Annotated in this window: 8 protein-coding genes; 1 reads left to right on the plus strand and 7 read right to left on the minus strand. The window is 68.8% G+C overall.

The annotated features are described in order from the left end of the window. Positions 1-61: 61 nt before the first annotated feature. The 5 genes from istB to ACTMMA_RS18070 all read right to left on the minus strand — a co-directional run bounded on the left by istB (position 62) and on the right by ACTMMA_RS18070 (position 4,610). Positions 62-907 carry an IS21-like element helper ATPase IstB gene (istB, locus tag ACTMMA_RS18050; RefSeq protein WP_441188763.1) on the minus strand — a complete coding sequence of 282 codons (846 nt, stop codon included), beginning with the start codon at positions 905-907 and terminating at the stop codon, positions 62-64. Continuing rightward, positions 904-2,253 carry a Mu transposase domain-containing protein gene (locus tag ACTMMA_RS18055; RefSeq protein WP_441188762.1) on the minus strand — a complete coding sequence of 450 codons (1,350 nt, stop codon included), beginning with the start codon at positions 2,251-2,253 and terminating at the stop codon, positions 904-906. Before ACTMMA_RS18055 ends, istB begins: the two co-directional genes overlap by 4 nt. Positions 2,254-2,580: 327 nt before the next feature. Beyond that, positions 2,581-3,201 carry an HAD family hydrolase gene (locus ACTMMA_RS18060; RefSeq protein ID WP_441191459.1) on the minus strand — a complete coding sequence of 207 codons (621 nt, stop codon included), beginning with the start codon at positions 3,199-3,201 and terminating at the stop codon, positions 2,581-2,583. Between the two features lie 38 nt (positions 3,202-3,239). Then, a complete protein-coding gene (locus tag ACTMMA_RS18065) occupies positions 3,240-3,731 on the minus strand; it encodes a DinB family protein (RefSeq protein ID WP_441191460.1) in 492 nt (163 codons plus the stop codon). A gap of 741 nt (positions 3,732-4,472) precedes the next feature. Further along, positions 4,473-4,610: a hypothetical protein gene (locus tag ACTMMA_RS18070; RefSeq protein ID WP_441191461.1), complete on the minus strand. Its 138-nt coding sequence runs from the start codon at positions 4,608-4,610 to the stop codon at positions 4,473-4,475. Between ACTMMA_RS18070 and ACTMMA_RS18075 the strand changes: the two genes are divergently transcribed. After that, the gene (locus tag ACTMMA_RS18075; protein WP_441191462.1) at positions 4,609-4,830 is read left to right on the plus strand and encodes a hypothetical protein; all 222 of its coding nucleotides are present in this window, start codon (positions 4,609-4,611) and stop codon (positions 4,828-4,830) included. The two genes, ACTMMA_RS18070 and ACTMMA_RS18075, sit on opposite strands and share 2 nt — an antisense overlap. Positions 4,831-4,901: 71 nt before the next feature. Here ACTMMA_RS18075 and ACTMMA_RS18080 read toward each other — a convergent pair whose 3' ends face one another. Together ACTMMA_RS18080 and ACTMMA_RS18085 are read right to left on the minus strand one after the other, a co-directional pair. Next, a complete protein-coding gene (locus tag ACTMMA_RS18080; protein ID WP_441190323.1) occupies positions 4,902-5,144 on the minus strand; it encodes a YlcI/YnfO family protein in 243 nt (80 codons plus the stop codon). Next, the gene (locus ACTMMA_RS18085) at positions 5,134-5,448 is read right to left on the minus strand and encodes a hypothetical protein (protein WP_441190324.1); all 315 of its coding nucleotides are present in this window, start codon (positions 5,446-5,448) and stop codon (positions 5,134-5,136) included. Before ACTMMA_RS18085 ends, ACTMMA_RS18080 begins: the two co-directional genes overlap by 11 nt. Positions 5,449-5,474: the final 26 nt, after the last annotated feature.

A 5,474-nucleotide genomic window follows, 5' to 3' on the forward strand; every position in this document is an offset into this window, starting at 1 on the left:
TGACGAGGCTCGTCGAAGTTCCCCAGTGATGCTCACTGAATTTCCCCACCTTGGGCGGTGGTCAGTGTAGGGGTTGGCGGGTGGCGGCTCGCAGGGTGCCCTGGCGGGCGTGGTGGTCGCGCAGCCGGTAGGAGTCGCCTTCGAGGTTGAGCACGACGGAGCGGTGCAGGAGCCGGTCGAGCATGGCTGCGGCGACGGTGCTGTCGCCTAGGACCTCGCCCCAGGATGCGACGCCGCGGTTGGTGGTGAGCACGATGGACGTCTTGAGGTAGCGCTGGGAGACGACCTGGAACAGCGCGGAGGCGGCCTCGCCGGGCAGCGGCAGGTAGCCCAGCTCGTCGATGATGAGCAGGGTTGGGCCGGCGAAGAAGCGCATGGTGGTGGCCCAGCGTCCTTCGATCGCGGCGCGGTGGCACCGGGCGGCCAGATCGGCGGCGGTGGTGAAGTAGGTGCGGTACCCGGCCTCGGCCGCGGCCCGGCCCAGGCCGACGGCCAGGTGCGTCTTGCCGACGCCGGGCGGGCCGATGAGCAGCACGTTGGTCGCCGACTCCAGGTACCGGCAGGTGGCCAGTTCGTCGATGAGCTTGCGGTCGACGTTCGGGGCGGCGTCGAAGTCGAAGTCGGCCAGGGTGGCCGGGGTGGGCAGTGAGGCGAACCGGAGCCGGCCGGCGAGCTTGCGGGCCTCGGTCGCCTCAACCTCGCGGGCGAGCAGGTGCTCCAACGTCGCGGTCATCGACCACCCCTGCTCGGCGGCGGTTGCCAGGACGGTGGGCAGGTGCTCGGCGGCGGCGTGCAGCTTCAACGCGGCCAGGTGGGAGCGCAGCTGCTGGTAGGTCGACGCCTGGCTGGTGATCATCGGCGCCGGCAGCGCCTCGGTCGTCGTCGCGGTCGTGGGTGTGGTGTTCATCGGGTCAGGGTGTTCCTTCCTCGGGCTGCTTTGTCGTAGGCGGACAGGTCGATGACCACGTCCGCGGTGGTGGCGGGCTCGGGTTGGTGGCGGGCGCGCAGCGCCTGCGCGGCTGCCTGGGCTGCGGGGCCGGGTGGGATGCGTTCCTTGCGCCGGTGCGGCACAGAGGCGTCGTGCCCGGCGAGGACGCGCGCCTCGAGCGCGGTGACGTGGGCGTGCTCGCGGACCATGACGCCAGCACCGTCGGGGGCGAGCTCGTGCCGGGCGATCACCGTCCCGGAGGTGGTGGCGATGTCGATGCGCGTGCTGCCCAGGCGCCAGGTGACGGTCACCTGGGCACGGGCGAGCTCGGGGGCGACGGAGTAGAAGTTGCCGCGCCAGGCCACCAGCGCCTGCGCCGAGACGACCCTCTCCTCGGTGATCGACGCGGGGAACGGGACGGTCGGGACCGGGGCCAGCGGTTCCTTGGCGGCGAGGGTGAGCACGGAGGCCTTCCCGTCGGGGCCGCCGGGCCGCATGCGGGCATCGCCACGGGTGGTGCAGAACTTGTCCAACGACGCCTGCGCCTGCTCCACGGTGACCTCGTCGGCCAGGGTGCGCCACCAGCGTTGGGCGGCGGTGTGGTTGGCCTTCTCCACCACGCCCTTGCGGTTGCCGCGCCGCGGCGGGCAGATCTCCACACCGACGCCGTAGTGCTTGGCCACCGCGGCGAACGACGCGGACACACGCCCGGTGGCCGGGTGGCACACGGTGGCCATCCGGTCGAACCGCCACGAGCGCGTGAGCCCGCCGAGCGCTCTGGTCACGCGGTCGAGGGCGCCGATGAGGTGAGCCTGGTCCATCGAAGGGCACAGCACGCCGCGCCACCGGCCGGAGTGGGCCAGGGCACCGACGAGCAGGAACGCCTTGGTGCCCCAGCCCCAGTGCTCGGGCGGGTCCGGCAGCTCGACCCAGTCCCACTGGGTCTCCTCACCCGGTGGGTGCTCGATCACCGCCGCCGGGCGGCCCTTCGTGCCGGCGCACGGTTCGCAGTGCGGGCGCAGCCCGCGGGTGCGGACCTGCCGGGTGAAGGTGGAGTAGGCCTTGTCGTACCCCAGCTCGACGACCTCGTCGTACAGGGTCATCGCCCACAGGTGCGGGTCCTCGGCCAGCCGGGCGCGGACGTAGTCCACGAACGGCTCGAACGGGTCCTGCCCCGCCGGCTTGCGGACGCCCGCGGCCCGGTCTCCGCGCAGGTAGGCGCGGATGGTCTTACGGTCCCGACCCAGATGCCGGGCGATCGCTGAGATCGTCCAGCCCTGCCGGGCCAACGCGTGAACTTCGATGTCTTCCTCCCGTGACAGCATGGGACGAGGGGCTCCTTCGAGTAGGCGTGTGGTCAGAGACCGCCATCATCGAAGGAGCCCCGCCCGTCCCCGGATGGGGCCACAGGGTGGGGAATTTCAGTGAGCAGAACTGGGGAGATTCACCTGAGCGCCGTCACCACAGCAGCGTCCCCAGCTGCATGATCGAAATCCGCCCCCCCAGAACGCACCAAACTGCCGCCCGTGGCGCACCCGTTTGCTTGATATGGCTGCTGGACCAGGGGGACGCTTCCTCGGGTTGAGAACCGCTGAGGTGTCCCACTCATTGGTCAGCGGGTGCGTCACTAGCAGCGGTCCCTCACGGGACGCTTACACGAGCTCCGACCACCGGAGCGCGGTTAACGTGGGACCGTCGCTGGCGCCCCGTGTTAGCTGGCGCGCTTGAAGCCCCACCTCGAGGGCCCCCTGGCAGTAGGCAGCTTGGTCGTCGATCAAGAGAGCCTCGTGAGGTGACACCTCGAGCAGGTCTAGTGCCTTCTGGTAGATCGCCGGTTCCGGTTTGACCGCGCGGACCTCGCAGGAGAGGACCGCAGCATCCACTTCGATCAAGATGTTCAAGGCGTCCAAGAGTGGACGAGTGTTCTGCGCGCAATTGCTGACCAGGACGACCGGAACGGATCGCTCCCGAGAGATGCGCAAGAACGGCCAGAGGTCAGAAAAGACTCTCGAGTGGCGAAGCAGGAGGCGAAGGTCGGTCGACACCAGGTCGCCCGCACCAGCAGTGGGTCTCCCCGCAGCTGAGAGGGTGCGAGAGAACGCCTCCTCCAGAGTGAGAGTCCCGTCCTGAGCGGCAGCGATGTACGGGCTGCCTGCGTCGATCCACTCATCGACGGTCAGCCCGCTCTGTCGGGCTAGCCCTTCGAGAACGGCGGCGAAGTCGACGGTCAGGATGGTGTCGTACACATCCAGGAGGATCGCCTTCGGCGTCACATCACGATCCAAGGGTGCCTGAAAGACGGTCGGCACAATCAGTACCCGCGGCTCCCATCCAGTTGCTCACGGAGGATGTGCAAGTGGCCCAGGTGACGCGCGGTCTCCTCGATCATGTGCGTCAAGATCCACCGCAAGTTGACGGGCGTGAAACGGTCCGGGGTGAACTCCTGCATCTGGTCAAGTGGCAGCCCCGCGACGATGTCCCTGGAGTTCTGGCATGCGGCCTCATACCGGCTGAGGAGTTCCTCCACGGGGACTCCACCCGGGTCCCAACCACCCCGTGGATCACGGTGCACTGCGCCCGCGCGACTGGGGAAACTACCCGCGAACCACTCGTGCTCAGTTTGGCGAAGATGGGACAAGACCCCTGCGATCGTCATGCGCGGCGACGTCGGTAGCAGCGCCCGGTCAGCATCCTTACGACCAAGACCTTGGGTCTTCAACCTCACGGTGTCTCTCTGCCAGTCCAAGAAGCCGGTCAACACCTCACGCTCCGCGCCGGTCCCGGCCGGGTGCTCCCTCGACATCTCATCCTCCCTTCCAGCGAGGCCTGACCGTCCCCAGTCCACGCTACTGAGTTGTCGTCGCGTAGCGTCCCACCGTGCCGCGCCCCGCTCGACCGGCAGGTCAGCGCCTGAGCCAGCCTTTCTGCCAGGGCGTCTCCACGGCGCGCGGGTGGTAGCGGTCGCGCACCCAGCTGATCGCCTGGTCCACATCAAGGCCATCCAGCACGGCCATGAGGGCCAATGCTGTGCCCGTTCGCCCAATGCCCCCTCTGCACGAGACCTCAACGCGAGCGGCATCGCTCAACCTCCAGGCCTGCGCGATGGCGGCGCGCCTCTGCGCCATCCAGCGGCAACCCGAAGTCGGCCCATCTCACCCATCGGTAGTCCCAGTCAGGCTGTGGGTCACGCAGGGTCAGGTAGAGCCCCCAATCTGCCCGAGGCACCAGAGGCGTAGACAAGCTGGGCCCCCTGACCAGGCGACCACCAGGCAGCTCCAAGACTCCCCGATCTCCCGCCGTCCACGACATGTACCCATCGTCGGGCAAACAGCACGCTCATACCGCTGCGGGCGCGTAGCGTCACCATGGCGGACGGCCAGAGGACGGCGAAAGGCGGTGGTTGGTCCTGACCAGGTCCAGCCAGGCGGATCCTCCAACACCGGCCAACCCCGGGCGTGACACCCGGCGCGGCGCGAGACTTGCCTTTCTGCTGGTGACGGCCGGGCTCATGGTGATGTCCGCCGCCACCCTGTGGGCCGCCGCCTCAGCCGGAGCTGATCGAGACCGGTGCAGCCTGCCAGATCGCGCCCTGCGGCACGTTGGAGGACCCGCCGCGGTGGGCAGCGGCATGGTGGGTCTGGGCGGCCGGGGTGATCATGCTGCTGGCCGGGGTCTTGCTCATGTCCCCTCCCCTTCCCCAGGTCCGGCCGCTGACCCTGGTGCTAGCAGCCCTCCTGTCCCCGGTCTGGGTCGCGTTGACCTGCTTCTGCGCCGTCCTCGTGGCGCTGTTCACCTCGGTCCACGGGGCCGCCACCGTCGCAGTAGTCCTGTTCATCGTGCCCACGGCCGCCCTGACCGCCGGAACCCTCAAACACCATCAAGCCCGCAGGCCACCGCGCTAGTGCTCACCACCAAGCGCGGCTGTCCCCAGGGTCGCACGCGTTTGCCGCTGGCCGCGCGCTGGCTCACCGGGTCAGGCGGGTCGGGACAGTTCGTGCTCGACGGCTCGGCGGATCCAGGCTGAGACTGAGCGGTCGTCAGCTTCGGCGGCGCGCTTGACCTCCTCGAGGAGATCCGCTGGGAAGCGCACCGGTACGGGTGCGCTCATCGGACGCTTGCGGCGACGCGCAGGCCCCTGGGGCTCCTGGTTGCGCGGCTCGGCATAGAACTCGTACTCCTGCTCCGGCGTCATCGGCCGGCTGTCGTCAGTGCTCATCACGGTCCCTCCGGTACGTAGCGGCGAGGCCCGAAGACGCCTCGTAGCAGCCGATCGGTCGGCACTTGCTCGGATCGCCCGATCGAGATGGAGCCAGCGGCACGATGAGAACTCGCCCACTGACCTCCGCCAGCATCAGCCAGTGAGCGGGTGGCTTCGCCGGGTAGAACAGCGGGCTACTGCTCCACGCGTCCATCACGTCGTCCAGCCCCAGGTGCGGATGCTTGAACAGGTGAGCCGCTTGCTCGTCGATCTCGAAGGGCTCGGTGTCATCGAGCGTCTCGAGGTCGAACAGGTCGCTCACACACCAAGTGTATTACAGACGACTAC

The organism is Ornithinimicrobium panacihumi, assembly GCF_052073805.1.
GTDB classification, from domain to species: domain Bacteria; phylum Actinomycetota; class Actinomycetes; order Actinomycetales; family Dermatophilaceae; genus Ornithinicoccus; species Ornithinicoccus panacihumi.

Excerpts from the sequence above, each read along its gene's own strand:
- istB (WP_441188763.1), bottom strand. The coding sequence starts at position 907 with ATGAACACCACACCCACGACCGCGACGACGACCGAGGCGCTGCCGGCG.
- ACTMMA_RS18065 (WP_441191460.1), bottom strand. The coding sequence starts at position 3,731 with ATGTCGAGGGAGCACCCGGCCGGGACCGGCGCGGAGCGTGAGGTGTTG.
- ACTMMA_RS18070 (WP_441191461.1), bottom strand. The coding sequence starts at position 4,610 with ATGAGCAAGACCCCGGCCAGCAGCATGATCACCCCGGCCGCCCAGACC.
- ACTMMA_RS18055 (WP_441188762.1), bottom strand. The coding sequence starts at position 2,253 with ATGCTGTCACGGGAGGAAGACATCGAAGTTCACGCGTTGGCCCGGCAG.
- ACTMMA_RS18080 (WP_441190323.1), bottom strand. The coding sequence starts at position 5,144 with ATGAGCACTGACGACAGCCGGCCGATGACGCCGGAGCAGGAGTACGAG.
- ACTMMA_RS18075 (WP_441191462.1), top strand. The coding sequence starts at position 4,609 with ATGTCCCCTCCCCTTCCCCAGGTCCGGCCGCTGACCCTGGTGCTAGCA.